The 23,669-nt window shown below is 71.3% G+C and carries 23 protein-coding genes and 1 pseudogene; 8 read left to right on the top strand and 16 right to left on the bottom strand.

Translation table 11 applies throughout. The features are described 5' to 3' along the window. Positions 1-29: 29 nt before the first annotated feature. From rplW to rpsJ, 4 genes are read right to left on the bottom strand one after another with little or no spacing between them, the layout of a single operon-like run. A complete protein-coding gene (gene rplW / locus ACIP67_RS13485) occupies positions 30-449 on the bottom strand; it encodes a 50S ribosomal protein L23 (protein ID WP_401691418.1) in 420 nt (139 codons plus the stop codon). Beyond that, the gene (gene rplD, locus ACIP67_RS13480; RefSeq protein WP_079660415.1) at positions 449-1,105 is read right to left on the bottom strand and encodes a 50S ribosomal protein L4; all 657 of its coding nucleotides are present in this window, start codon (positions 1,103-1,105) and stop codon (positions 449-451) included. The genes rplW and rplD overlap by 1 nt, the downstream gene beginning before the upstream one ends. 8 nt (positions 1,106-1,113) lie before the next feature. Then, positions 1,114-1,758, bottom strand: a complete 645-nt coding sequence (rplC, locus tag ACIP67_RS13475; RefSeq protein ID WP_356249902.1) for a 50S ribosomal protein L3 — start codon at positions 1,756-1,758, stop codon at positions 1,114-1,116. A gap of 17 nt (positions 1,759-1,775) precedes the next feature. Continuing rightward, the gene (rpsJ, locus tag ACIP67_RS13470) at positions 1,776-2,084 is read right to left on the bottom strand and encodes a 30S ribosomal protein S10 (RefSeq protein ID WP_003948644.1); all 309 of its coding nucleotides are present in this window, start codon (positions 2,082-2,084) and stop codon (positions 1,776-1,778) included. A gap of 696 nt (positions 2,085-2,780) precedes the next feature. Between rpsJ and ACIP67_RS13465 the strand changes: the two are divergent. From ACIP67_RS13465 to ACIP67_RS13445, 5 genes and pseudogenes are all read left to right on the top strand, one after another. Beyond that, positions 2,781-3,452 (top strand): annotated as a pseudogene (locus tag ACIP67_RS13465) (hypothetical protein). A gap of 148 nt (positions 3,453-3,600) precedes the next feature. Then, positions 3,601-5,262, top strand: coding sequence for an RNA ligase family protein (locus tag ACIP67_RS13460; protein ID WP_401691415.1), 1,662 nt, complete (start codon positions 3,601-3,603; stop codon positions 5,260-5,262). Between the two features lie 109 nt (positions 5,263-5,371). Continuing rightward, positions 5,372-8,254: a poly(A) polymerase gene (locus ACIP67_RS13455; protein WP_401691413.1), complete on the top strand. Its 2,883-nt coding sequence runs from the start codon at positions 5,372-5,374 to the stop codon at positions 8,252-8,254. Positions 8,255-8,489: 235 nt separating this feature from the next. Beyond that, positions 8,490-9,362 carry a hypothetical protein gene (locus ACIP67_RS13450; RefSeq protein WP_401691411.1) on the top strand — a complete coding sequence of 291 codons (873 nt, stop codon included), beginning with the start codon at positions 8,490-8,492 and terminating at the stop codon, positions 9,360-9,362. 110 nt (positions 9,363-9,472) lie between these two features. Beyond that, complete coding sequence (locus ACIP67_RS13445) at positions 9,473-9,718, top strand: hypothetical protein (RefSeq protein ID WP_401691409.1); 246 nt, start codon at positions 9,473-9,475, stop codon at positions 9,716-9,718. On the opposite strand, the gene ACIP67_RS13440 is transcribed toward ACIP67_RS13445, so the two are convergent. The 3 genes from ACIP67_RS13440 to ACIP67_RS13430 form a co-directional block, all read right to left on the bottom strand. Next, positions 9,678-10,418: a hypothetical protein gene (locus ACIP67_RS13440; protein WP_401691407.1), complete on the bottom strand. Its 741-nt coding sequence runs from the start codon at positions 10,416-10,418 to the stop codon at positions 9,678-9,680. The genes ACIP67_RS13445 and ACIP67_RS13440 overlap by 41 nt on opposite strands. A gap of 350 nt (positions 10,419-10,768) precedes the next feature. Continuing rightward, on the bottom strand, positions 10,769-10,957 hold the full coding sequence (locus ACIP67_RS13435) for a hypothetical protein (RefSeq protein ID WP_401691405.1): 189 nt from the start codon (positions 10,955-10,957) through the stop codon (positions 10,769-10,771). Between the two features lie 74 nt (positions 10,958-11,031). Continuing rightward, positions 11,032-12,165, bottom strand: coding sequence for an acyltransferase family protein (locus ACIP67_RS13430; protein WP_401691403.1), 1,134 nt, complete (start codon positions 12,163-12,165; stop codon positions 11,032-11,034). A gap of 155 nt (positions 12,166-12,320) precedes the next feature. Between ACIP67_RS13430 and ACIP67_RS13425 the strand changes: the two genes are divergently transcribed. Beyond that, complete coding sequence (locus ACIP67_RS13425; RefSeq protein WP_401691401.1) at positions 12,321-12,716, top strand: hypothetical protein; 396 nt, start codon at positions 12,321-12,323, stop codon at positions 12,714-12,716. 176 nt (positions 12,717-12,892) lie between these two features. On the opposite strand, the gene tuf is transcribed toward ACIP67_RS13425, so the two are convergent. The 5 genes from tuf to ACIP67_RS13400 all read right to left on the bottom strand — a co-directional run bounded on the left by tuf (position 12,893) and on the right by ACIP67_RS13400 (position 18,795). Further along, a complete protein-coding gene (tuf, locus tag ACIP67_RS13420) occupies positions 12,893-14,086 on the bottom strand; it encodes an elongation factor Tu (RefSeq protein ID WP_389513285.1) in 1,194 nt (397 codons plus the stop codon). 156 nt (positions 14,087-14,242) lie between these two features. Continuing rightward, on the bottom strand, positions 14,243-16,369 hold the full coding sequence (gene fusA / locus ACIP67_RS13415) for an elongation factor G (protein ID WP_385066672.1): 2,127 nt from the start codon (positions 16,367-16,369) through the stop codon (positions 14,243-14,245). A 39-nt stretch (positions 16,370-16,408) separates the two neighbouring features. Further along, the gene (gene rpsG / locus ACIP67_RS13410) at positions 16,409-16,879 is read right to left on the bottom strand and encodes a 30S ribosomal protein S7 (protein ID WP_030788318.1); all 471 of its coding nucleotides are present in this window, start codon (positions 16,877-16,879) and stop codon (positions 16,409-16,411) included. Positions 16,880-16,881: 2 nt separating this feature from the next. Next, a complete protein-coding gene (gene rpsL, locus ACIP67_RS13405; RefSeq protein ID WP_003948652.1) occupies positions 16,882-17,253 on the bottom strand; it encodes a 30S ribosomal protein S12 in 372 nt (123 codons plus the stop codon). A gap of 408 nt (positions 17,254-17,661) precedes the next feature. Then, entirely contained in the window at positions 17,662-18,795 is a 1,134-nt protein-coding gene (locus tag ACIP67_RS13400; RefSeq protein ID WP_401691398.1) for a glycosyltransferase family 2 protein, read from the bottom strand. A 128-nt stretch (positions 18,796-18,923) separates the two neighbouring features. On the opposite strand from ACIP67_RS13400, the gene ACIP67_RS13395 reads away from it, so the two are divergent. Further along, entirely contained in the window at positions 18,924-20,201 is a 1,278-nt protein-coding gene (locus tag ACIP67_RS13395) for a hypothetical protein (RefSeq protein WP_401691396.1), read from the top strand. Positions 20,202-20,272: 71 nt separating this feature from the next. Here the strand turns inward: ACIP67_RS13395 and ACIP67_RS13390 are convergent, their stop codons facing one another. The 4 genes from ACIP67_RS13390 to ACIP67_RS13375 form a co-directional block, all read right to left on the bottom strand. Continuing rightward, a complete protein-coding gene (locus tag ACIP67_RS13390) occupies positions 20,273-20,827 on the bottom strand; it encodes a DUF1707 and DUF4190 domain-containing protein (protein WP_401691394.1) in 555 nt (184 codons plus the stop codon). A gap of 141 nt (positions 20,828-20,968) precedes the next feature. Continuing rightward, on the bottom strand, positions 20,969-21,196 hold the full coding sequence (locus ACIP67_RS13385; RefSeq protein WP_401691392.1) for a hypothetical protein: 228 nt from the start codon (positions 21,194-21,196) through the stop codon (positions 20,969-20,971). Beyond that, positions 21,193-22,212 carry a hypothetical protein gene (locus tag ACIP67_RS13380; RefSeq protein ID WP_401691390.1) on the bottom strand — a complete coding sequence of 340 codons (1,020 nt, stop codon included), beginning with the start codon at positions 22,210-22,212 and terminating at the stop codon, positions 21,193-21,195. Before ACIP67_RS13380 ends, ACIP67_RS13385 begins: the two co-directional genes overlap by 4 nt. Beyond that, complete coding sequence (locus ACIP67_RS13375) at positions 22,205-22,612, bottom strand: hypothetical protein (protein ID WP_401691388.1); 408 nt, start codon at positions 22,610-22,612, stop codon at positions 22,205-22,207. Before ACIP67_RS13375 ends, ACIP67_RS13380 begins: the two co-directional genes overlap by 8 nt. A 384-nt stretch (positions 22,613-22,996) precedes the next feature. On the opposite strand from ACIP67_RS13375, the gene ACIP67_RS13370 reads away from it, so the two are divergent. Then, positions 22,997-23,542, top strand: a complete 546-nt coding sequence (locus ACIP67_RS13370; protein ID WP_401691386.1) for a helix-turn-helix domain-containing protein — start codon at positions 22,997-22,999, stop codon at positions 23,540-23,542. The last annotated feature ends 127 nt before the right edge of the window (positions 23,543-23,669 follow it).

The following is a 23,669-nucleotide window of genomic DNA, read 5'->3' as shown; positions in this document are numbered from 1 at the left end:
CGTCCGATATCGGACGATCCGGACCGCCCTCAGGCGGTCGGACCGCCGAAGATGTCGATACGGTCGCCCTCGGCAAGGGTCACGATCGCGCGCTTGGTGGCGGCACGCTGACCGAAACCGGTCTTGGTGCGCTTGCGCTTGCCCTGGCGGTTGATCGTGTTGACCCCGGTGACCTTGACCGAGAAGACCGCCTGGACGGCCTGCTTGATCTGGGTCTTGTTGGCGTTCGGGTCGACGATGAACGTGTACTTGTTCTCGTCGAGGAGCGCGTAGCTCTTCTCCGACACGACCGGCTTCAGCAGCACGTCACGGGGGTCCGTGTACGCCTTGCTGGGCGCGGTGACGACGGTGTTCTTACCCTCGGCCTCGTGGCGGCGCGCCTTGGCGACGCGGGCGGCCTTGGCGACCTTGGCGGCCTTGGAGGCGATGCTCGGGTGACGCGTAGCCATCAGGCGTCACTCCCTTCGGTGTCGTTGGCCTTCGGGCCGGCGACGAAGGACTCGAGAGCGGCCTGGGTGAAGACCACGTCGTCCGAGACGATCACGTCGTACGTGTTCAGCTGGCCCGGCTCCAGGATGTGGACCTGGGGCAGGTTGCGGGCGGACAGCCACGCGGCCTCGTCGGCGCGGTCGACGACCAGGAGCAGGTTCTTGCGCTCCGAGATCTTGCCGAACAGCGTGCGAGCGGCCTTCGTGGAGGGGGTCTCGCCCTCGATCACGCCGGTGACGACGTGGATGCGGTTGTGGCGGGCCCGGTCGGTGAGGGCGTGGCGCAGGGCGGCGGCCTTCATCTTCTTCGGGGTCCGCTGCGAGTAGTCGCGCGGCACGGGACCGTGCACGACGCCACCACCGGCGAACTGCGGCGCGCGGGTCGAGCCCTGACGGGCGCGGCCGGTGCCCTTCTGGCGGTACGGCTTCTTGCCGCCACCACGGACTTCACCGCGGGTCTTGGTCTTGTGCGTGCCCTGGCGGGCAGCCGCGTTCTGCGCGACGACGACCTGGTGGATCAGCGGGATGCTGACCTTCTCCACGCCGAAGATCTCCGCGGGGAGTTCGACGCTACCGGTCTTCTCGCCGGCAGGCGAAAGGATGTCAACAGTGCTCATCGGTTACCTCAGGCCCCCTTGGCCGCGGTGCGGACCAGGACGAGGCCGCCGTTCGGACCAGGAACCGCGCCCTTGATGAGCAGCAGACCCTTCTCCGCGTCAACGGCGTGGACGGTCAGGTTCTGGGTGGTGACCCGCTCGTTGCCCATGCGACCCGCCATGCGGAGGCCCTTGAACACGCGGCCCGGGGTGGCGCAGCCACCGATGGAACCGGGCGAGCGGTGCTTGCGCTGGGTGCCGTGACCGGCGCCGAGGCCCTTGAAGTTGTGACGCTTCATGACACCGGCGAAGCCCTTGCCCTTGCTCTTGCCGGTCACGTCGACCTTCACGCCGGCCTCGAACACCTCAGCGGTGATCTCCTGGCCCAGCGTGTACTCGGAGGCGTCCGCGGTGCGGATCTCGACGAGGTGGCGACGGGGGGTGACGTCGGCCTTGGCGAAGTGGCCCTTGAGGGGCTTGTTCACCTTGCGCGGGTCGATCTCGCCGAAGGCGATCTGGACCGACTCGTAGCCGTCACTGTCGTTCGTACGGACCTGGGTCACGACGTTCGGGCCGGCCTTGACGACGGTGACCGGAACAACACGGTTGTTCTCGTCCCACACCTGCGTCATGCCGAGCTTCTCGCCCAGGATGCCCTTGATCTGCTTTGCCATCTCTCAGATCACCGGCCTCAGAGCTTGATCTCGATGTCGACACCGGCCGGGAGGTCGAGTCGCATCAGAGAGTCAACGGTCTTGGGGGTCGGGTCGAGGATGTCGATCAGGCGCTTGTGCGTGCGCATCTCGAAGTGCTCGCGCGAGTCCTTGTACTTGTGCGGCGACTTGATGACGCAGTACACGTTCTTCTCAGTGGGCAGCGGCACCGGGCCCGCGACCGACGCACCAGTGCGGGTCACCGTCTCGACGATCTTCTTCGCCGAGGAGTCGATGACCTCGTGGTCGTAGGCCTTGAGCCGGATGCGGATCTTCTGTCCCGCCATGGCTACTCAGTAGTCCTGTCTCTTCTAACGCTCTGGAACCCGGTGTCCCGCTCTGACTCGTTCCGCCGACCCACGCGGTCGGGTGTGTCGCGCTCTCACCGACACAGATGCCCCTTGTTCGAACATCCCTGCGGGGAAAGCACGGCCCTTCCGGAACCGCAAGCCGGGGACGAAAGGCCCACCGGGCGCCTGGTCGGCGCCGCACTGACACTTCCCGAAAGATTCCCGTACGTCCGCCCCAGCGCTGCCGTGTGGCAGTTAGGACGACGAGTACTGTGGGACTCGCTTCCGGTCCTCCCGGCGGGAGGCGCGCAGCATCAACACTCGACCGAGCAACCCCGCTAGTCTGCCATACGGGGCAGGGACCTGGCCAATCGAGCCGGAGAGAATACCCCGAAGGTGATGTAGGTCAAACAAGGGCCCGGCGCCCCGGCTCCGGCGTCCGGGACAGCACCCGATTCAGCCTTCCGGCCTTCCGGTGCCTGGGGAGACCACGGTCTCGACGCACGAGTTGCCGTTCAGGAGTTGCCGTCGTTGACGCTGCTGTAGCCGTTCTTGGCCGGCGCAGGCTCACCGCCCATCTGCCGCGACTGCTGAACAGCGGTCCCCGCGCAGGCCGCCTGAGCGCGGACCACGCTCCCGCCACACCGACGAGAGGCCCGGAAACACCCCACGGTCAGCTCGTCCCACGAGGCGATGCACCGCGTCTTCCAGGACCACCCGGGACTGTTCTCCCGGGTGTCCGAGGTACTGGGCGTCGACTTCGCCCCGCCCAACATCGGTCACCGTCCTGCCGACCGACCTCACCGAGGCCCGGCCGCTGGAACGCCGTGTCGACACCTTGCTCCGGCTGGAGACGGAGGACGACGAGCCGTTGCTCCTCGCGGTCGAGGCCCAGGACAGGAAGGACCCGGACAAGCCCGCCGGCTGGGCGTACTACGCCTCTCGTACCTGCTCACCAAGTACCGGCTGCAACCGATGCTGCTGGTCGTCTGCCAGGACCGCGCCACCGCGGAACGGGCCGCGCGCCCGGTCTCCTTCGGCCCTCGCCAATGGCCCCTGCTCACGGTGCGCCCACAAGGCCTGGGCAAGGGCCCGGCCGCGGAACTCTGGAGGAACCTGGTGGCCGTGGACCTCTCCTTCTACAAGTCGTTCATCGCGGAAGAGATCCGGGACGAGGGCCGAGCCGAAGGCGAGATGTGGCGCGCAGCCGAGGACATCCTGGACGTCCTGGCCGTACGCGGCATCGACGTCCCGGAAGAGGCCCATGAGCGCGTCACCGCCTGCGACGATCACGAGATCCTGCGCCGCTGGCTCCGGCGCGCCGTGACCGCCCCCTCCGCCGACCAGATCTTCGCGGACGAGTAGGCGGCCGGGCAGCCGGACCCGTGGAGCGTCCCGGTCGGGCCTCGCTGCACGGCCCGGCCGCCCGGACCGCGCGTAATCCACTCGCCCGGCCCCGCCTCGCGCTCCTACGCTGACCAGGTACGTCGGCCGGCACGGGGAGCGTTTCACCATGCGTACGCACTATCCGCGGACCCGGCATCTGCCCTGGTCGCCCGGTGCGAGCGCCGACGACCTGCGGGTCACCGACCTGTCCGGTCTGCGCGGCCGTGAGGTCGTCGTCACCGAGAAGCTCGACGGCGAGAACACCACCCTGTACGCCGACGGCCTGCACGCCCGCTCCCTCGACTCGGCCCACCACCCCTCGCGCACCTGGGTCAAGGCGCTCCAGGCCCGCATCGGCCCCGCCGTCCCCGAGGGCTGGCGGGTGTGCGGCGAGAACCTGTACGCCCGCCACTCGATCGCGTACGACGCCCTGGACGGCTACTTCTACGGCTTCTCGGTGTGGGACGACCGCGGCCGCTGCCTGGACTGGGACCGGACGGTGGCCTTCCTGGGCGGGCTCGGGGTGCCCGTGCCGCGGGTGCTGTGGCGGGGCGTGTTCGACGAGCGGGCCCTGCGCGCCCTGCGGCTGGACCTCGAACGGCAGGAGGGGTACGTCGTCCGGGTCGCGGACGGGTTCGACGCGCGGGAGTTCGGGGCGCGGGTGGCCAAGTGGGTGCGGGCCGGGCACGTGCGGACGGACACCCACTGGATGCACACGGCCGTCGTCGCCAACGGGCTCGGCCAGCGGTCCGCGCTGTGGGCCGTGCGCTCGGGCGCGACCGTCGAGCCGGCGGCGCTGGCGGAGGCCGTCGGGCTGCCCGGCGAGGGGGATCCGGACGCCGTCGCCCGCTTCGACCCGGCCCAGCGGTCGGGGGACGACCGGCTCGCCGGCGTCCTGGCCGCCCTGCTGCACGGTGGCCGGCGGGCACGGATCGCGGCGCGGCTCGCCGGGGTGGTGGGCATGCCGCTCGCGCGCCGGGTCGCCGACCTCGTGGGGCTGCACCCGGCGCTGCACCGGCCGTACCCGGACGAGGACCGGCGGTCCGGTCTGGTGCGGCTGTCGTACGCCGCCGACCTCGGTCTGCTGCACGCCGTCGCCCGGGCCACCGCGGACACGGACGAGGCGCGCGAACAGACGGAGTGGTCGGCGCTGCACGCCGAGGACGTCGTCACCCTGGACGAGGACGCGCTGCGGGAGGCGTTCCGGGAACTGCCCGCCGACGTCGCCGTCCGGTGCCGGGCCGAGGCACGGGAGGCGTACGCCGACGGGCGGATCGGCGGTCCCGCCGAGGCCGTCGCCGCGACCTGGCGCCTGCGGTCCGGCGCCTTCCCGAAGCTGGTCCACCTGGCCGGCCCGGCCGGCAGCGGCAAGAGCACCTTCGCCCGGCGGCTGCCGGGCGTGGACGCGTACGTCTGTCTGGACGACCTGCGCGAGGCACGCGGGGCGCGCGCCGACCAGCGGGCCAACGCGGACGTGCTGCGCGAGGGGCTCGACCGGCTGGACGGCGCGCTGGCCTCCGGCGGGACCGTCGTGTGGGACGCCACCTCCCTGAACAGGCAGCAGCGCTCGCTCGTGCACGCGGTCGCCCGCCGCCGTGACGCCCTGACCACCCACGCCGTGGTCCTGGTCGACGAGCACGAGCTGGTACGGCGCAACGCCCGCCGCGCGCACCCGGTGCCGCCGGACGTGCTCGCCGCCCAGCTGCGCCGCTTCGGCCCGCCGTATCCGGGAGACGCGCACCGCACCTGGTACATCGGGGCGAGCGGGTCCGTGGAGGAAGAGGTCTGAGGAAGCGGTCTGAGGAAGAGGCCGCAGGAAGAGGTCTCGGGCGGAGGTCTCCGGTGGAGGTCTCCGGTGGAGGCTTGAACAAGAGGTACGGGCGAGAGGGCGAGGAACGGTGCGGACGAGCGAGGAGATCTATCACCGGGTGCGCTGGGACGCGCGTTTCGACCCGGCCCGCTTCGTGCTGGGCGTGCTCCAGCGCGGAGCAGCCCCCGAGCGCGTGCCGCTGCCCGCGTTCGTCCCGGGCGGTGAGATCCCGTGGCACCGGGTGCTCTTCTTCGAGGCGGACGGCGAGCTGGTGTGGGACCGGGCCACGGGGGTGGACCGGATCGACGCGACCGAGGCCGGCCGGGTGCGCGAGGCCCGGCTGTTGCGTGCCCCGTTCTTCACGGCCCGCTCGCCCCACGCGTGGGACGGCGAGGACTGGACGCCCGTACCGCGCCCGCGCGGGACCGCCGCGCCCGGCTCCGGCGAGGTGCGGGTGCTGACCTGGAACACCCTCTGGGACCGGTACGACGCCGAGCGTATCGACAGCGCCCGGCGCAGGCCGCTGCTGCTGCGGGCGCTGCGCGACGCCGACGTGGACGTGATCGCGTTGCAGGAGGTCGAGGCGGAGCTCCTCGGCCCGCTGCTGCGCGAGCCGTGGGTGCGGGCGGGGTGGACGCTGGCGACGGACCCGCGGGGGCGGGACGTGGACGCGTACGGCCTGCTGCTCCTGAGCCGGCTGCCCGTCCGCGAGGCGGCGTTCCACGTGCTGGGCCCGCACAAGGCGGTGACGGCCCTGGTCGTGGAGGCGGGCCCGCGTCCCCTCGTCGTCGCGGCGACGCATCTGAGCAGCGACCACTCCGACGACGGCGCCGGCCGGCGCGCCGCCGAACTGACCGCCCTCGCCGAGGGGCTGGCCGCTCCGGACGCCGATCTGCTCCTGCTGGGCGACTTCAACGACGGCGGTCACACACCGCAGCTGACGCTGGGCATGCGGGACGCGTGGAGCGAGGCGCACGGCGCCGACGACGCGACCCCGACCTTCGACCCGGGTACCAACCCGCTGGCCGCGGTCTCGTCCCTGACCGGCCGGGCGTCACGGCTGGACCGGGTGCTGCTGCGGGGCGAGGGCCTGCGGGTGCGGCGGGCGGAACTGTGCGGGGCCGCGCCGACGGCGGAGGGGCTGTACCTCTCGGACCACTACGGGGTGCGGGCCGAGGTGACGACGCGGGCACCAAAGTCCCCGGCGGCCGAGGCCCTCGACCGTCTCGACGCCCGGCCGACGCCCCGTACGGCACTGGCGTGGATCCCGCCCGAGGAGCTGTGGCCGCCGCTCCAGGACATCCGCCGGGACCACGACCCGCAGATCCACCGCTGGCCCCCGCATGTGAACCTGCTCTTCGGCTTCGTCCCGGAGCATGCCTTCGAGCAGGCGGCCTCCGTTCTCGCGACGGCGGTCACGGCCGCCCCGGTCCCCTTCTTCGACGCCCGGCTGGAGGGCGTGCACTGGTTCGGCCATCGGGACGACGCCACGGTCTGGCTCGACCCGGCGGCCGCCGGCGAGGAGCCGTGGACGGAGCTCCACCGCACCCTCCGGCGCCACTTCCCCAGCTGCCGTGGCCGCCACGGGGGCTTCACCCCCCACCTCAGCCTGGGCCGCACCACCGACCCGAACACCCTGGCCGCCGCCTGCGCGGCCCGGCTCACCCCGATGCCGGTCAGGGTCGGAGAGCTGGCGCTGCTGTCCCGGCGCGGGGACGAGCCGATGCGGGTGCGGGGGACGGTGCGGCTGGGGACGGGGGAGGTGAGCTGGAGGGAGGAGGAGCCGGGGTACGGGTCGGGCGCCGCCGACACCTTTGCGGCCGACCTGCCGGCCGCCCCGATGGCCGACCGGATCACCGACCAGATCGCCGACCCGGCCGCCGGCCGGATCGCCGGCCGGATCGCGGAGGCGCTCCCCCGCGGTGTCGTCCACGTCGTCGGCTCCCGGCGCATGGGCTGCGCGCTGCCCGGTGCGGACCTGGACCTGGTGTCCGCACTGCCCGGCGTCGTCGAACTCTCCTCCGTACGAGCGGGGTTGATGAAGGCGCTCCCCGACGTGAGGGACGTGCGGGAGGTGGTCGGGGCCCGTGTCCCCGGCCTGCGGTTGCGGCTGGACGGGCTGGACGTGGACCTCGTCGTCGTCGCCACCGGCCCGATGGACCCGGCCGAGGCGGTGGGCCGCCGGGCCGAGCTGGGCGAGTCGGCGGCGGTCGCGCTGAGCGCGGTGAGCGACGCCGACGCGGTGCTCGCCTCGGCGGGCGCCCACGGACCGGCCTTCGTCCGACTGGCCAGACAGGTCAAGGCATGGGCGAAGGCACGGGGCCTGGACTCGGCGCCGTTCGGGGGCGTGCCGGGCCTGGCCTGGTCGGTGCTGGCCGCCCGCACGGCGAGCGAGTCCGGTGACCTGCCCCCGGACGAACTGCTGCGGCACTTCTTCGCGACATGGGCGGCCTGGGACTGGCACACTCCCGTGGGCGGCACGGCCCGGACGGCGCTCCCCGTCACCATCACGACGCCGTCAGCGCCGGTGCGCCCCTGCACGGACCAGGTCACGCCGGGCATGCGCGACCTCGTCACCGAGGAGCTGTTCCGCGCCTGGGAGGTGCTGGACACGTCCACGGGCCGATCCCCGTGCCCTCCCTGGCCCGAGCTCTGGTCCGAGCTGCTGGCCCCTCCCCCGCTCCACCGCCGCCACGCGGCCTGGGCGGTCCTGACGGTGGGACCGGACGCGGACGAGGGCCGGGTACGGGGCAGGATGCGGGCCCTGGTCACCGACCTCGCGGAGACGGCCCCCACCTGCCACGCCTGGCCCCGCCCCTTCACCACGGCCCCGACCCGCTACGCCATCGGCCTGGGCCCCACCCCACCACCCGCCGACCACCTCGCGGCCATCGCCGAACGCCGCCTGCGCGGCCTGACCGGGGTCACCCTGACGAGGGCCGAGGGCGGCGAGGTCCCGACCCTGCGCTGAAGGGGCGAGCACCGATCCGGCCTTGCCTTCCTCCCCGGCGCGGCCCGTCACCCGGAAGAGTGATCATCACCCACTCGGCTGGATCTTGCCCCGGTTCACCGCCATATGCTCGCCCCGCGCTTCCCCGAAGGCGAGACCTCTCCAGCGGCCGGATCCACTCGCCCGAACCCGGCGCCTGGCCTCTGCCGCGCCTGCCGAGCGGAAGCCTTCACCGTCTGGAACAGCGAGGAATCCTATGGTCAGCGCGTCCCACGAGGCGATGCACCACATCTTCCGGCACGACCCCGGGCTCTTCAGCCGGGTCTCGCAGGTCCTGGGGTTCCCCGTCCCAGCCCCCCTCAAGGTGACGGTCATGCCCACCGATCTCACCGAGACCAGCCCCGTCGAGCGCCGCGTGGACACGCTGCTGCGGCTGGAGTCCGCGGAGCGGGACGCCTTCCTCCTCGCCATCGAGGCCCAGGGGAAGAAGGACCCCGTCAAGCCCGCGAGCTGGGCGTACTACACCTCCTACCTCTGGACCAAGTACCGGCTGCCCACCGCCCTCATGGTCGTGTGCCAGGACCGGGCCACAGCGCTCTGGGCCGAGCAGCCGTTCAGCAGCGGCCCGGCTCAGTTGCCCACCCTCACACTGCGCCCCGTGGTCGCCGGTCCCCACAACATGCCGGTGATCACCGATCCGGACGAGGCCCGCGCCGACCTCGCCCTCGCCACCCTCTCGGCCATCACACACGCCGGTGACCCGGACATCGGTGCCATACTGAAAGCCCTGTCCACAGCGCTGAGGGACATGCCCGAAGACATCGCGGACCCCATCGTCGAACTCACCGCACAGGGGCTGGGCAACCGCCCGGCCAAGAACCTCTGGAGGAATCTGGTGGCCGTGGACCTCTCCTTCTACAAGTCCTACCTCAGCGAAGAAATCCGAGACGAAGGCCGGACGGAGGGCCGGGCAGACGCTCTCCTCCTCATCCTCGAACAGCGCGGCCTCCACATCCCCGACGACGCCCGCCGCCGCATCACCGAATGCCACGACACGGATACCCTCCACACGTGGCTGTCCCGGGCCATCACCGCCCCGACCATCGACGACGTCTTCGGCAACGAATAGGCCCCATCGCCGCTTCGGCCCACCCGCAGACCACCGGCCGCCCGGCCCCATCGTCGACTCACCGCGCATGGGCCGGGCGACCGCCCGGCCGAACACCCCTGGAGAATCCGGTGGCCGTGGACCTCTCCTTCTACAAGTCCTACCTCTCCGAAGAAATCCGAGACGAGGGCCGGGCGGAGGGCCGGGCGGAGGGCCGGGCGGACGCGCTCCTCCTCATCCTCGAACAGCGCGGCCTCCACATCCCCGACGACGCCCGCCGCCGCATCACCGAATGCCACGACACGGATACCCTCCGCACGTGGCTGTCCCGGGCCATCACCTCTCCGACGACCGAAGCGATCTTCGGAGAGGAGTGACCGCACCGGTTTCCGCTCCGAGCGGCACCGGCCCGGCGGCCTGATCCGGCTCCAGGACCCCGTCGAGCACGCGGGCGAACGCCCGGAAGCCCGCCTTCCCGGCCTCGGGCGCGTTCGAGCCGGGCCGCACGATGTCCGGCAGGAACATCACCCGCCAGGTACGGAAGGCGGCAGCCGGCGTGCTCTGCCCCACGAGCCGCACGGCGATCGCCAGCACCTCGGCGACGCGCTCCGCGTCCTGTCGTACGTCCGCCTCGCCCCCCGCCTTGACGAGGGCGGCGGTGACCAGCGCCTGTACCAGCTCGGCGAGCTGGAGATCGGCTCCGGCGCGGCACATCCGCCGTACCACGTCCGGCCGCTCCAGCTCCTCGACCGGGTCCGGTACGCCCTCGATTCCCCGGGACCAGAGCAGCAGCCACTCCACCGTCACCGGGTGGTCCCGCAGGTACCCCAGCGCGTCGGCGAGGCCCATCGCCGCCGGGGTGAACCCGCCGATGTCCCGCACGAGGTCCAGCAGCCGCCGCACCTCATCACCGCGTCCGTGGACCAGATCGCCCACCGACGCAGCGGTCACGCTCCACGTGCCGGTCGCCACCACGGCCCCGATCTCCACGATCCCGCCGAGCGCCGCGAACACCGGGCGCGCCACCTGCTCCTCCGGGACCGCGAAGGGCCGGCCCGGCGGCCCACTCTCGCTCACGCCCGGTCCCGCGGACCGCAGAAGGCGCGGACCGGCCCGTCTGCCACGGCTACGCCCTGCCCAGTCACCACCTGACCAGCACCCCCCGCCACGTCCACCCCGCGCCGAGCACCGCCCCCAGCAAGGGCCTCCTCATGTCCCGCGAGTCGAAGCGGAACGTCTCGACCCTGCGGCGGCGGCCGTCGCTCGTAGGTCCACCGGCGGGACACCGCGGTCGACGGCCCGCGGCCGTACCGCCCGCCTCCGTGCTCGGGCGACCTGTCCCACCGCTCGTCGAGGGTGAGGACCTCACACTTACCGGGGACGAAGCGCATGCGGGTCCTGAGGGTCAGGTCCAGTTCGGGGACCCGCTACTCCGCCACCAGGTCCGCCTTCTCGGCGGGGAGGGCGTTGCGGACGCGGAACGGCGCGTCCGGGCCGTTGAGCGCGAGCAGTGCGGCCTTGACCTCCCGGGCGGGCAGCCGCACGACACCGCCGTCGGGACGCGCGGTGCCGGTGACCCGGTCCCACAGGCGCCGCCGCACGGCCGGTCGTGCCATGACTGCCTCTCCCCCCACCCTCTCGGCGCCGGTTCGCGAAGGGAACAGGCTGACAACCGCCGCTCCCGCACGCCCTACTCCGCGCCCCGCGTCCGCGCGAACGACGTCTCCAGCCCCCGCTTCACCACCCGCGCCAGCGGGCGCTCCACGCACCGGTGCACCAGCAGGCTCAGTACCAGGAAGCCGGCCAGCACCAGCGCCACCAGCAGCCGTGCGTCCAGCTCGTCCCGCAGCCGGTTGATCACCGTCGTACCGGCCGCGTAGTGCGTCAGGTACAGGGGATACGTCAGGCTACCCGCCGTCACCAGCCACCGCCCGCGGATCCGGTCCGTCCGGCCCAGGGCCACCGCGACCATGATCCCCAGGAACACGGTGTAGATCAGCACCGCGCCCCGCCACCCGGACACCCGCTCGACCTCGTCGATCCGCAGGCCCAGTTCCCGCTGGGCCATCAGCCACGACATGCCGAGGATGCCCCACAGCAGCAGGTCCGGGCCGAAGCGGTGCATCAGGTAGAGGGCCAGGCCGGCGATGAAGTACCAGGCGCCGTCGGGGTCGGCGGCCAGTTCCAGCAGCGGCAGGTCCGCCGCCGGCGCGAGCATCGCCGCCGCGCCCCACACACAGCAGAACAGCACGACCTTGCGGTACGTCAGCCCGGTGGCGACCACGGCCAGGAAGAGCAGGTAGAAGCGGAGCTCGGACCAGAGGGTCCAGTACACGCCGTCCACGTTCCGCACGCCCGAGCCCGACTGGAGCATCGTCAGGTTGAGCAGGACGTCACGCCAGCGCACGCGCTCCCACACACCCGGCCACGCCGCCAGCACACCCGTCGTGAACAGCACCGCGAACCAGTAGGCGGGGTAGAGGCGGATCACGCGGGAGACGAAGAACTGCCTCGGCGTGCGGCCCCAGCAGGACATGCAGATGACGAAGCCGCTGACGACGAAGAAGACCTCCACGCCGATCCAGCCGTAGGAGGCGACGTGGAACACCGTCGGCATGATCTCGGAGACCGGGCGGCCCCAGATCGGATTGCCCGGCCGGTCGGCGCGCCGGGTGCCGGCGTAGTGGTGGAGCGCGACCATCAGCGCGGCGAGCAGGCGTATGCCGTCGAGGGCGTGGAGGCGGGACGCCCGCTCCCGGCGCCGGGCGGGGGCGGGGCGGCGCTCCGGCCGTGCGGCGAGAGGGGGGAGGGTCGGGCCAGTCATCCCGGGGAGACTACGACGGTCACAACCACCGCACAGGGAACGCAGAGGGACATTCCCCTCGGGCGCCCGGCGAAGTTGCCGCAACGCTCGCCGGAGCGTCCAAGTCCGTTTCTCGGGGCTTCACTTGACGGCGGCGCGGGCTGATGATCGGGCTCATGTACAAGCGAAGACGCGTTCTCGGCACCTTCCTCGGCGTGGGCGTCGCCACCGTCGCCCTCCCCGGCCTCACGCCCGTCCTCGACGACCTTCCCTGGGAACTGCTCCTGCCCGGCGCCGTGTTCCTCGTCGTGAACCAGCTGATCTACAGCTACCCCAACGCCGTCCGGGGCCCCGGCGCCTCCCTCGCGATGGTGGGGATCCTCGCCGTGATCGGCTTCCTCCAGGACACCCTGGTCTGGCTGCTCGTCTCCTGGATCAGCTCCGAACTCGGCAGCGGTGTCCATGTCGACGGCTTCCTCAGTGCCCTGCTCGGAGGCCTCGTCGTGCGGGCCGTGGTCCTCGGGTGCATGGCGATCGGCCCGCAGCCGACGGTGGCCGAGCAGGAGCGGTGACACAGGAGGTGACACAGGAGCGGTGACAGGAGGGGGGACGGGACGCCTTCGCCCGGGAGCACCGGGCGACCGGCCGGCCGGGTCCGGCGCGGACACACGAAAGGGCCCGTACGACCGGAGTCGTACGGGCCCTCTCAGGAGCTCGCTGCTGGAGCTACCAGGTCAGATCGACAGACTTACTTGTTGATCTTGGTGACCTGGCCGGCGCCCACGGTGCGACCACCCTCACGGATGGCGAACTTCAGGCCCTCTTCCATGGCGATGGGCTGGATGAGCTCCACCTTCATCTCGGTGTTGTCACCCGGCATGACCATCTCGGTGCCCTCGGGGAGGGTCACGACGCCGGTCACGTCCGTCGTACGGAAGTAGAACTGCGGGCGGTAGTTGTTGAAGAACGGCGTGTGGCGGCCACCCTCGTCCTTGGACAGGATGTAGGCCTGCGCCTCGAACTCGGTGTGCGGGGTGACCGAGCCCGGCTTGATGATGACCTGGCCGCGCTCGACGTCCTCGCGCTTGATGCCGCGGAGCAGCAGACCGACGTTCTCACCGGCCTGGCCCTCGTCGAGCAGCTTGCGGAACATCTCGATACCGGTGACCGTGGTGGTGGTCTTCTCGGTCTTGATGCCGATGATGTCGACGGTCTCGTTGACCTTCAGGACACCACGCTCGATACGGCCGGTGACGACCGTACCGCGACCGGTGATCGTGAAGACGTCCTCGATCGGCATGAGGAACGGCTTGTCGACGTCGCGCTCCGGCTCCGGGATGGCGGAGTCGACGGCGTCCATCAGGTCCAGGACGGACTTGCCCCACTCGGCGTCGCCCTCGAGCGCCTTGAGCGCCGAGACCTTGACGACCGGGACGTCGTCGCCCGGGAACTCGTACTCGGAGAGGAGCTCACGGACCTCGAGCTCGACGAGCTCCAGGATCTCCTCGTCGTCCACCATGTCGGCCTTGTTCAGGGCGACGACGATGTACGGAACGCCGACCTGGCGGGCCAGGAGCACGTGCTCCTTGGTCTGCGGCATCGGGCCGTCGGTGGCGGCGACCACGAGGATCGCGCCGTCCATCTGCGCGGCACCGGTGATCATGTTCTTGATGTAGTCCGCGTGACCCGGGCAGTCGACGTGGGCGTAGTGACGCGCCTCCGTCTGGTACTCGACGTGCGCGATGGAGATGGTGATACCGCGCTGACGCTCCTCAGGAGCCTTGTCGATCTGGTCGAAGGCCGAGGCCTCGTTCAGGTCCGGGTACTTGTCGTGCAGCACCTTGGTAATGGCGGCCGTGAGGGTCGTCTTACCGTGGTCGATGTGACCGATGGTGCCGATGTTGACGTGCGGCTTAGTCCGCTCGAACTTCGCCTTCGCCACTGGGGTCCTCCTGTGGAGTGGTTCTGTACGCCTTGGTTCATCGGCGCCAGGTGATCTTTGCTGTTGGGTCCCGGGCCTCGGGCCATGCCGCCACGAATGCGGAGGAATGGCCCGGGAGGCTCCGGTGTCAAGCCTACGGCGTGCGCACGGAGTGCGTTACTCGCCCTTGGCCTTCGCGATGATCTCCTCGGCGACGTTCCGCGGAACCTCGGCGTAGGAGTCGAACTGCATCGAGTAGCTTGCGCGACCCGAGGTCTTGCTACGGAGGTCGCCGACGTAGCCGAACATCTCCGACAGGGGCACGAGGCCCTTCACGACGCGGGCACCCGCCCGCTCCTCCATGGCCTGGATCTGGCCACGGCGGGAGTTGATGTCGCCGATGACCTCGCCCATGTAGTCCTCGGGCGTGGTGACCTCGACGGCCATCATCGGCTCGAGCAGCACGGGGCTGGCCTTGCGCGCGGCCTCCTTGAAGGCCTGCGAACCGGCGATCTTGAACGCGAGCTCGGAGGAGTCGACCTCGTGGTAGGCGCCGTCGAGCAGGGTGACGCGCACACCGGTCATCTCGTAACCGGCGAGGATGCCGAACTGCATGGCCTCCTGCGCACCGGCGTCCACCGAAGGGATGTACTCCTTCGGGATACGGCCACCGGTCACCTTGTTCACGAACTCGTACGAGGCGTCGCCGCCCTCGATCGGCTCGATCGCGATCTGCACCTTGGCGAACTGGCCGGTACCACCAGTCTGCTTCTTGTGCGTGTAGTCGACCCGGTCGACCGCCTTGCGGATGGTCTCGCGGTAGGCGACCTGCGGCTTGCCGACGTTGGCCTCGACCTTGAACTCACGGCGCATACGGTCGACCAGCACCTCGAGGTGCAGCTCGCCCATACCACCGATGATGGTCTGGCCGGTCTCCTCGTCCGAGTGGACCTGGAACGACGGGTCCTCCTCGGCCAGGCGCTGGATCGCGATGCCCAGCTTCTCCTGGTCGCCCTTGGACTTGGGCTCGATGGCGACCTGGATGACCGGCGCCGGGAAGTCCATGGACTCCAGGATCACCGGCTGCTTGTCGTCGCACAGCGTCTCACCGGTCGTGGTCTGCTTCAGACCCATGACGGCGACGATGTCGCCGGCGCCCACCGCGTCGATCTCCTCACGCTTGTTCGCGTGCATGCGGTAGATCTTGCCGATGCGCTCCTTCTTGCCCTTGACGGAGTTCAGCACGGCGGTGCCGGACTCCAGGCGGCCGGAGTACACGCGGACGAAGGTGAGCTTGCCGAGGTGCGGGTCGCTCATGATCTTGAACGCCAGCGCCGACAGCGGCTCGTCGTCGGACGGCTTGCGCTTGACGACCGTCTCCGGGTCCTTGACGTCGTGGCCCTCGATGGCCTCGACGTCGAGCGGGGAGGGCAGGTAGCGCACGACCGCGTCGAGCAGGGGCTGGACGCCCTTGTTCTTGAACGCGGTGCCGCAGAACACCGGGGTGACCGTGGTGTCCGTGGACTTGCCGGACGCGATGGTGATGCGACGGATCGCGGCGTACAGCTGCTCCACGGAGGGCTCCTCGCCCTCCAGGTACAGCTCCATGATCTCTTCGTCGTTCTCGGCCACGGCCTCGATCAGCTTGCCGCGGTACTCCTCGGCAGCCTCGGTGTGGGTGTCCGGGATGTCGACGATGTCGTACATCTCGCCCTTGGTCGCCTCGGCGGACCAGACGAACGCCTTCATCGTGACGAGGTCGACGACGCCCTTGAAGTCGGCCTCGGCACCGATCGGCAGCTGCATGACGAGCGGCTGCGCGCCCAGGCGGTCGCTGATCATGTCGACGCAGCGGTGGAACTCGGCGCCGGTGCGGTCGAGCTTGTTCACGAAGCAGATACGCGGGACGCCGTAGCGGTCCGCCTGACGCCACACCGTCTCGGACTGGGGCTCGACGCCGGCTACGCCGTCGAACACCGTCACGGCACCGTCGAGCACCCGCAGGGAACGCTCCACCTCGACGGTGAAGTCGACGTGACCCGGGGTGTCGATGATGTTGATCGTGTGATCGACGTCGGCCAGCGGCCAGTGACAGGTGGTGGCAGCAGAGGTGATCGTGATGCCACGCTCCTGCTCCTGCTCCATCCAGTCCATGGTGGCAGCGCCGTCGTGGACCTCACCGATCTTGTAAGACACACCGGTGTAGAACAGGATCCGCTCGGTGGTGGTCGTCTTGCCCGCGTCGATGTGGGCCATGATCCCGATGTTGCGGACCTTGGCCAGGTCAAGTGAAGTGGTAGCCATAAGGCTTCAGTCTTCTCTCGGTCTCGATGTGGGTAGCGACTACCAGCGGTAGTGCGCGAAGGCCTTGTTGGACTCGGCCATCTTGTGCGTGTCCTCGCGCTTCTTCACAGCGGCACCGAGGCCGTTGGACGCGTCGAGAAGCTCGTTGAGCAGGCGCTCGGTCATGGTCTTCTCGCGACGGGCGCGGGAGTAGCCGACGAGCCAGCGCAGCGCCAGGGTGCTCGCGCGGCCGGGCTTGACCTCGACCGGGACCTGGTAGGTCGCGCCACCGACACGGCGGGACTTGACCTCGATGGTCGGCTTGATGTTCTCGAGAGCGCGCTTCAGCGTGATGACCGGGTCGTTGCCGGTCTTCTCGCGCAGGCCCTCCATGGCGCCGTAGACGATGCGCTCGGCGGTGGAGCGCTTGCCGTTCAGCAGCACCTTGTTGATGAGCGACGTGACAAGAGGAGAACCGTAGACCGGGTCGATGATGACCGGGCGCTTCGGGGCGGGGCCCTTACGAGGCATTCTTACTTCTCCTTCTTGGCGCCGTAGCGGCTGCGGGCCTGCTTGCGGTTCTTCACACCCTGGGTGTCAAGCGAACCGCGGATGATCTTGTAGCGAACACCCGGCAGGTCCTTCACACGGCCACCACGCACGAGCACGATGGAGTGCTCCTGCAGGTTGTGTCCCTCACCCGGAATGTAAGCGGTGACCTCGATCCCGCTGGTCAGACGCACACGCGCGACCTTACGCAGGGCCGAGTTCGGCTTCTTCGGGGTGGTCGTGAACACACGCGTGCAGACGCCGCGGCGCTGAGGGGAGCCCTCGAGTGCGGGCGTCTTGTTCTTCTCGACCTTGTCCTGCCGGCCCTTACGGACCAGCTGCTGGATCGTAGGCACTACTTCTCCGGTTTCTGTGTGCCGATTTGTACAGCTAACCTGGAACTTCGCCGACCCACGCGGTCGGGTGTGTCGAATCCCGCGGACTTCCGCCGCGAGGCAGAAAGAGGCGCGGATCACAGTGGCCACTCGCGGCCCCGGTGCGGTCGAAGGCACGCACGAGGGCCAGGGCACACCCCAGGCACAAGGTCTGAGCGTACCCAGCGCAATCTCTCCGGTCAAAACAAAAGCGACGCCCCCGGCGGACCGTGCGCGGCGGGCCGCGTGAGCTGCGGGTTCTCGGAGGCGCCGGTGACCGCCCCGAGCACGGCGGACCGGCGGACGGACGGCGGACGGACGGCGGACGGAAGGTCCGCCGACCGGCCGAGCGCCGTTTCACGGCGGGTCGGGCGCGTGTCGGGAGGGACGTCAGCCGCCGAGTGTGCTTTCATGCGCCGCCGATGCCGCCTGTGCCACGGATGGCACAGATGACGCCGATGACGCCGATGCCGCCCGTGCCGCCGATGCCGCCTGTGCCGCCTGTGCCGCTGGCGTCGGCAGCGTCGGCGTCGGCAGTGTCTCCCTTTCGCCGGCGGAGGGCATCGCCGTGTCGTGGCCCACGAAGTACGTCGGTCGGTTCTGTACGGCGGTGTAGATGCGGCCGACGTACTCGCCGAGCAGGCCCACGCAGATCAGCTGGACGGCGCCGATGAACAGGACCCCGGTGAAGAGGGAGGTCCAGCCGGGGACGGTGTGGTCGAAGGCGTGGGCGCCGAGGGTGTAGACCATCAGCCCCAGGCAGACCAGGAAGGCGAAGCCGCCCAGCCAGGTGGCGAGGCGCAGGGGGGCCGCCGAGAAGCCGGTGACGCTGTCGAGCGCGAGCCGGATCATCCGGCCCAGGGGGTACTTGCTGCGGCCCGCCGGGCGCGGGGCGCGTTCGTAGGTGACGCGGCCGCTGGGGAAGCCGAGCCACGGCACCAGCAGGCGGTAGACGCGCTGCTGGTCCGGCAGGGACTTCAGCGCGTCGACGGCGGCCCGGCTGAGCAGCCGGAAGTCGCCCGCCTGGGCGGGGACCGAGGGCCCGGCGAGGCGGCGGACGAGGCGGTAGTACAGGCCGGCCGTCCACCGCTTGAACCCGGTGTCGCTGGTGCGGTCGGTCCGGATGCCGTAGACGATGTCGAGGCCCTCGCCGCGGGCCAGGGCGAGCATGTCGGGGATCTTCTCGGGCGGGTCCTGGAGATCGGCGTCGAGACTGACCACGTACGCGCCGAGCGCGCGGTCCAGACCGGCGGTGAGGGCGGCCTGGTGGCCGGAGTTGCGGCGCAGGCCGATCACGCGCAGTTGCGGCCAGCCGAGCCGGAAGGCCGCGAGCAGTTCGGCGGTGCGGTCGGTGCTGCCGTCGTCGACGGCGACCACCTCGTAGTCGACACCGAGGTCGGCGAGGACCGGGCGCAACCGGCTGACCAGCGCGGGAAGGACCTCTTCCTCGTTGTACACGGGTATGACGACCGACAAGACGGTCGGTCCGGCCGTCCTGTCCGGGGAATCCACTGCTTCAGCCACCGCCCCTCCCCCAACCTGTGGCGCGCATGTGCGAGTCTGTTGCGATCTTATGACTGACACGTCGCGATCATCCGGACAACGCCCCTCCTCGGGGGTCCGGTGACCGGGGCCGAGGGGGGTCCACACTCATGAGCACGGCTTCCAGCGGCGCCGCGGCGGACCCCGCCGTGCCCGACGAGCGGAAGACGCGGCCGCGGAACGTACGCCGCCCCACCCTGCCGGCCGGTGTACGACCGTACCTCGCCCCGCTGGTCCTCTACGGCGTCACCAAGCTCGTCGGGCTGACCGTCTTCGCGGTCCTGCTGGAGGCCGCCGGGGACTACCGGAAGAAGGAGCCGCGGTTCGGCGGCGGCGCCCACTGGTGGGACGTCCTCTCCACCTGGGACGGCTGGTGGTACCTCCAGGTCGCCGAGAAGGGCTACGACCCGCGCCCGCTGGAGCCGCTCGACCCCGGCGGCCTGTTCACCGTCAAGCAGAACTCCGTCGCGTTCTTCCCGCTCTACCCGGGCCTGATACGGGGGGTGTCGGAGGTGACGGGGCTCGGCCTGTTCGGGTCCGGGATCCTGGTCTCCGTCATCGCCTCGTTCGTCGCGGCCGCCGGGATCTACGCCGTCGTCTCGCTCCTCGCGGGCGCCCGCGCGGGGACGATCGCCGCCGGGCTGTGGGCCGTGGCGCCCGGTGCGGGCGTCGAGTGGGCGGTGTACTCGGAGTCCCTGTTCGTGGCGATAGCGGCCTGGTGCTGCTACTGCGTGATGCGGCACCGCTGGGAGACGGCCGGCCTGCTCGCCTTGGTCGCCGGCCTGAACCGGCCCACCTCCGCCGCGCTCATCGGCGCGGTCGGGCTCGCCGCGCTGGTGACGCTGGCCCGGCGGGAGGGCAGACGCGAGCACGGGGTGGTGGGGCCGGTGTACGCCATGGTCGTCGCGCCGCTCGGCCTGCTCACCTACGTCGCCTGGGTCGGCCTGAGCATGGGGGACCTGACCGCGTACTTCACGCTCCAGCGCGAGGGGTGGGCGCACTACTTCGACTTCGGCGCCTACACGCTCGACGTCCTGGGCGACACGGCCGTCGGCCGGCACGACTACCTGTTCGCCTTCTCCGTCCCCGACCTCATCGCCGTACAGGTGGTGCTGGCGCTGCCCTTCCTGGTCGCGCTGATGCTGCGCAGGAAGCCGCCGCTGGTGCTGGTCGCGTACACGCTGGCGAGCATCGTCACCGTGCTGGGCACCCAGCAGATGTTCGGCAACACCCCGCGCTACCTGCTGCCCTGCTTCCCGTTGCTGCTGGCCCCGGCGGCGGCGATGGGCCGGCTGAAGTGGCCGAGCCTGGCCGTGTTCTTCTCGACGGCGGCGGTGGCGTCGGGGTGGTACGCGCACTACGTGATGTTCGAGTTGGGGATTCCGTAGGGCGGGCGGCCCGCGGGCCGGCGCCGGGCGGTGAGGTACGGGCCGGCGGGGCCGTGGGGTGCGTGCGGCGGTCAGGGGGAGGTGACCGCCGCCAGGAACAGGATCACCAGGAACACCGCCCAGCCCGCGATCGACAGCCAGCCCAGGACGAGGCCGGCCAGGGCGAAGCCGTCACCGCCCTCGCCGGTCCGGCGGATCTCGGCGCGGGCGGAGTGCCCGAGGATCACCGCGGGGATGCCGGTGACGCCCATCGTCATCGTGGTGAGGACACCGCAGACCATGGCGCCGACCGCCTTGCCGTTGGTGGGCGGGGGCGGTGCGGGCAGGAACGTCCGCGGCACCGGGGGGTACGCCTGGTACGCCTGGACCGGCGGGGCGGCGGGCTGTATCGCCACCGGACCCTGCGGCAGGTCGGCGACCAGCAGGGACAGCTCGCCGACCGTGCGTGCCTCGTACGCCCGCGCCACCCGCCGGTCGAACTCGGCCTGCTGGAGGCGCCCCTCGGCGAACCCCGCTCTGAGCACGTCGACGGCGCGCTCGCGATCCGCGTGGGACGCGAGCATGACCGGACTGCTCTGCGCCTGCTGCCACGGCTGCCACGGCTGCCATGGCGACGGGTACGACACGGGCACCTCCCCCGGACGGCTTGAATGCCTCCATCATTCCCCTACGCTCCGGGCCTCGCGATGGTTCCCCCGCGCGAACCACCGATTCCGCTCCGGCACGAACGGGCGTTCGGGCACTCGGGCGTTCTCACCGCACGCGTCTCACCGCACGCGTCTCGCCGTGCCCCGGGCCGCGCGTTCGGCGGCGAAGACGTCCTCCAGCCGGAAGAGCTGCGCCCGGCCCACCTTGCCGGCCGGTCTCAGGTGGCCCAGTTGCACCCACTTGCGGATGGTGGCGGGGGCGACGCCGACCTCCTGGGCGGCCAGGGGGCCGGGGATCAGGGTGGGCTGTCCGGACCGTTCAGGGTTTTTGTTCCGCGTGCCGCTCACCGGGCCGCCGCCTCCCACTCGTTCTCGTCCCAGGTGTGCCGGTAGGCGGGATCGTCGTGACAACCGCAGTCCGGCTCGGGGCAGCGGCAGGCCGGGTTGATGCACAGGACGGCGCCGCGGTCGGGGAAGGCCCGCAGCGACACCGAGTCGCACCAGGGGCACCGCCCGGACACCCGGACGACGGTCTCGGTGTCCCCCAGCGCACGGGCGCAGCGGCGCGCCATCCGCCGGGTCTCGTCGCGCACGTGCGCGGCCAGGACGGGGTCGGCGCCGATGCCGTCGAGGAGGGCGGCGATCCGTCGCAGCCGCTCCGGCACGGGTGCGCGGCGTGCGCGAGGCAGGCCGAGGCGGTCCCGTACGGCTTCCTCCAGTTCCACCACGCCGTCGGAGATGTCACGGAGGGCGTCCGAGATGTGCAGCCGGAGGGGCGCCGCGCTGTGGCCGGGGGCGACGAGTCCGTGCTGCTGCTGGAGGAGCAGCGCCTCCTCGCGCTCCGCGCGGAGACGGTCGGCGAGGTCGGCGGGGGCCGGCGCCGTCGCCGGGCGGTGGGCGGGAGCGGTACGGCCGGGGACGAGCTCGGCGGCGAGTTCGGGGAGTTGCTGGAGGAGCTGGGTGATCCAGAGGGCGGTCTGGGTGGTGGCGGCGGGGTGGGGATCGGCGGGGCGCGGATGGGCGGCGCGGGCCTCGGCGGGGCTCGGACGAGTACCGCGGGCGTCGACGGGGCTCGGACGAGTACCGCGGGCGTCGGCCGGGCGCGGGTCCGGGTGGGGGCGGGCATCGGCGGGGTGCCGTTCCGGGTGGCGGGATCGGGGGGCCGGAAAGCCAGGACGGGAGTCCGCGAGACCGGGAGAGGAATCCGGGAGACCGGGAGAGGAATCCGGGAGGCCGGAAAAGGCATCCGGGAGGCCGGGACGGGAGTCCGTGAGGCGTGGATCGTGCGGGTGGTCCTTGGCGTGGTCGGCGTCGGCGGGGTGCCTCGGGGGCGTTCCACCGGCGGCCGGGCGGTTGTCAGCCAAGGAGGCCTCCCCTGAGTGCGGGCGCGGCGGCCGGGGCCGCGGGCGTCGGAAACGCCGGGACGGCCGGCGTCACGGACACCGACAACGGCCGGGCGGAGGACGTCGACAACGGCCGGACAGAAGAAGTCGCGGACGGCAGGGCGGAGGAGGTCGCGGACGTCGGCAGGAGCGGGGGCGCGGGGCGGGACGAGGGCACGGGCACGGGCACGGGCACGGGCACGGGCACGGGCTGGGACGGTACGGCGACCGGGCGGCCGGAGCGCCACAGGCGGCCTCCGCAGACGCCGTCGAACCAGTTCTCCGCCGGTGCCACCGCCTCCTCACAGGCGCGGCGCACCGTGCAGCCGGCGCAGGCGCGCAGCGCGGGGGCGGCCTCCTTGGCCTTCTTGGAAAAAATCACGCGCGGGGGCAGTCCGGCGCAGGCGGCCGCGGACCGCCAGGCCACGGTGTCGGAGACGCGCGCTCCCGGTGTACGGGGCTGGGAAGGACGTGGGCGAGCCGGTGGGCACGAGGAGTCGGGAACGGACATGGAGCCTCCCTGACGGGGTCGAAGAACGAGCCGTGCTGCGGACAACGCCCCCCAGAGTACAGATTGCGTGCGCGCTCGCAATAACTTTGGATCACCTACCGCGTCCGAGCCGCACCCTTCGCGCCAACCGCGCACCCGCCCCCACCAGACCTCCGCAAATCGCACTACTTTTCCTAAGTGCTTGCACGAGAGCACGTAATTCCGTGCGCGCAAGCAAGCTAAACTTTGTCGCCTCCGAAGGAAGCGAGCACACAGATGACCAGCCAGGATCTGGACGCGTTCGCGGCTTGGGTCGAAGACCTGATGCGCGACCGCGGCTACGACATCGACAGCCCGCGCGGCGGCGGGAAGTCCCGGATCGCGGACGAGGCGGGCGTCCACCGCGCCGCCGTCACCCGCCTGTTGCAGCGCCAGAGCATGCCGGACCTCGAGACCACCCGCCGGCTCGCCCGCGTGCTGGGCGTGCCGGTCCGCGACATGCTCATCCGCTCCGGCCGGCTGACCGCCGAGGAACTCGCCGATCCCCACGACTACTTGGCGTCTCCCACCCCGAGCGCGGAGTTCGGCCGACGGCCGACCCTGGAGGAGGTCGCCGACCTGCTGGGCGTCCCCGCCGACCGGCGGGAGATGTTCGTCAGAGTCGTGGAGCAGTTCCTCCCGAGCGAGGCGGAGGCGGAGGCGGGGACGGCAACCGAAGCCGTGACGCCGGCCGCGGCCGCAGCTGCGGCCGCGGCCGGCGCGCATGACGGGCGGGTGCTGATGGAGGCGGCGGCAACGGGCACCTCCCCCGCCACCGACTGACCCGACCCGGCGGACGGCCCGATCGACGAGCACCCGTGGGCCGACGGGGGCCCGTTCGACGGCCACGACAGACCACGCGACAGCCGGAACAGCGGCCACAAGCCCGACGCCGGCAGCACGGCACCAC

The sequence above is a fragment of the Streptomyces sp. NPDC088812 genome, assembly GCF_044750285.1.
Lineage (GTDB): Bacteria > Actinomycetota > Actinomycetes > Streptomycetales > Streptomycetaceae > Streptomyces.
The sequence above is the reverse complement of the archived record's forward strand: the minus strand, read 5'-3'. Positions and strand labels throughout refer to the sequence as shown.